This is a genomic window from Salicola sp. AFF1, from assembly GCF_056783195.1.
The window spans coordinates 1-2338 of record NZ_JBXAYL010000078.1 but is presented as its reverse complement, the minus strand read 5'-3'; the positions used below and the strand labels follow the sequence as shown (position 1 = coordinate 2338).

The window sequence follows — 2338 nt, the reverse complement described above, 5'->3', positions numbered from 1 at the left end:
CTGTGGCCTGACGGCCACCCGGAGGTGGGTCAAAATTAATGGCCAGTAGTGGGTCATTTTAATTGGCCACTAACACTCTCCGGTAGTATCTCGGACAATATCTCTTTCTTTGATCATGATCCGGACCATAAGTGGATTCGCGAATGTGCTGTTATGGCGTGCCTGCATGAGGACATCGAAGCAATGCCTATGGGCTACAACAGTCTCGTGGGGGACATGGGCACAACGCTATCCGGCGGTCAGAAACAACGACTGATGATAGCACGGGCTCTGTATCGGCGTCCGCGGATCCTTTTTCTCGATGAGGCGACCAGTCACCTGGACGTGGCGACGGAAACCCGCATCAATAGGTTCCTGGCGCAAATGAATATAACGCGAGTAATGGTGGCGCATCGTCAGGCAACCATCGATATGGCGGATCGTGTTGTGACGCTGGAAGCCGGGAAGCTGCATGAAGGAGGATGAAATATGATCAGCAGGGACGGTTGGAGCGCGGCTAAAAAGCTTCTGACGGACGTTGCCGATAGCGTCCGGGAAAAAGACACACTCCGGCTTTTGGAAGATTTTAATCAGTTACTCCCTTTTAACCGATGTCTGGTGTGGTGGTGGAGAACAGAGCCGGAGAAATTGACGGACAGTCAACATCTTTATCATTTTACGGTTACTCGTGATGACCAGTCCGGTATTCAAGTGACCCCGGTAAGGGATCAAGACCAAAAGGCGAGGGGCGCAGACCATCTATTCAGTACTTACGCATCCTTCCTGAAAGAGGAAGCCGGAGACAAGACTGAGATTTCCGTCTTTCGGGCTTATTCGGGCGAAGCTACTATAAAAGGGTTTGGTTGCAAACCTGATGGTCTGGGTGGTTATTCCGCCCTGGTTACGCAGTTTTTCACAGATGGGTTTCTTGATGAAAGCGAGAGGGTCCACCTTTTTGAATGCAGCCTACCCGTATTACATGGGCTTACTGAATGCTGGGCTCAAGGTGAAAATCGAGATGGTTCCAAATCCGAAACCGTATCATTGACATGGCGCCAAAAAGCTATCCTTGACAACCTTCAGGAAGGAAAAAGCACCCCGGAAATTGCCGACCATCTGGGCGTTTCCAACCGCACAGTGAGTTGGCACCTGCACAATATCTATAAAAAGCTCAATGTTCGTAGCCGCCAACAAGCTATGGTTGCGGTAAAGAACAAGCATATTCTTAATGACTGAACAGGACCGCTGCTTTACGTTCTTCGGAGTACCTTGGCATGACTGCTCTCATACCGCCCTCTCTGAATGGGTTCAGGCGAAATCGCCATCTGGACAACTAGGCTGACAGAGAGGGCCATTTTCGAGCCGGAATTGAAGGCAACATCTCGGAGTTGAAACGAGCGTTCACAGCGGCAAAAGCTAAGTGGAAAGGTCACGATGGCTTCAAAGCGTTTGTATGGGATTCGGCTCTGAACTATAACCTGGTTCGATTGGCGTGACTCAGTCCCGGTTAGTTGTCTGGTCCGGACTGAAACGCTTCACGGGGAACGCATGGACAAGCCATGCAATGGACAGCTATGAATTAAAATCGGGCGATGTTGATCAAATATCCAACAATTTCCCCGTTGTTGGATCTCCGCCGGCGCAGTGAAAGACCTCACCTTAGCTTCAATCTTTCGAAGCGAGCTGAGTTCGTCAAAAATGCCCGTTTCTGGATGGACACTAGTTATCTGATTGACTTTCGGTTTGCTTTTTGAATTTTGCTTCGCATGAGCGCCATTCAAAGTGGCCAACTAGCATGCCGCATAGGGGGAAGAGCAGCAATGCTATTACAGGTCTGACCCACGCTGGATCGGCAGGCTGAATGAAGTGCATGACGATGGACCATAGTATTGCCGTAGTTAGGCCCCACTTAAGAAAACCATGCTTCAATACAAAGTTCTTCTTGCCTTTTGTTCTAGTGGATCTCCACTTTTTAATATTCATATCGAATCATTTCATGTGACGCAAACATAACGAAACTGTGGAAAGGTTAAAACCTTTCCAAACACCTCAAATTGATCAGTATTTGGACGTCTGTATGCGCTCTCTCTTGAATTTTGCTTAGCTAGCGCTACTACTAACTTAAACAGATTCCGCACACCCTGGCAAATTAGCTCGTGGAGCAGATCGTTTGGAGGCTTTCGTGGTTGTGAAAGAGCATGCAGGTTAGACTTGGACGTGGAATATCATTCCTCTCTTGGTGGAGATCAAGCAACAGGATACGCCACCTCTTCAGCCTGCTTGAGTTATTGTCAAATCTGGTGTATGACCATCAGGCGGCGCTCCTGTCAGATTGATCGTCCACCCGCTCTCCATCCTG

The 2338-nt window shown here is 49.0% G+C and carries 2 protein-coding genes and 1 pseudogene; all 3 read left to right on the top strand.

What is annotated here, in order from left to right; genetic code table 11:
- Positions 1–153: 153 nt before the first annotated feature.
- Positions 154–465: an ATP-binding cassette domain-containing protein gene (locus AC1RQI_RS16670; RefSeq protein ID WP_481905736.1), complete on the top strand. Its 312-nt coding sequence runs from the start codon at positions 154–156 to the stop codon at positions 463–465.
- A 3-nt stretch (positions 466–468) separates the two neighbouring features.
- On the top strand, positions 469–1215 hold the full coding sequence (locus AC1RQI_RS16665) for a helix-turn-helix domain-containing protein (RefSeq protein ID WP_481905735.1): 747 nt from the start codon (positions 469–471) through the stop codon (positions 1213–1215).
- A gap of 116 nt (positions 1216–1331) precedes the next feature.
- Positions 1332–1475: pseudogene (locus tag AC1RQI_RS16660) on the top strand (ISNCY-like element ISMaq5 family transposase); the annotation flags it as partial.
- Positions 1476–2338 lie beyond the last annotated feature (863 nt).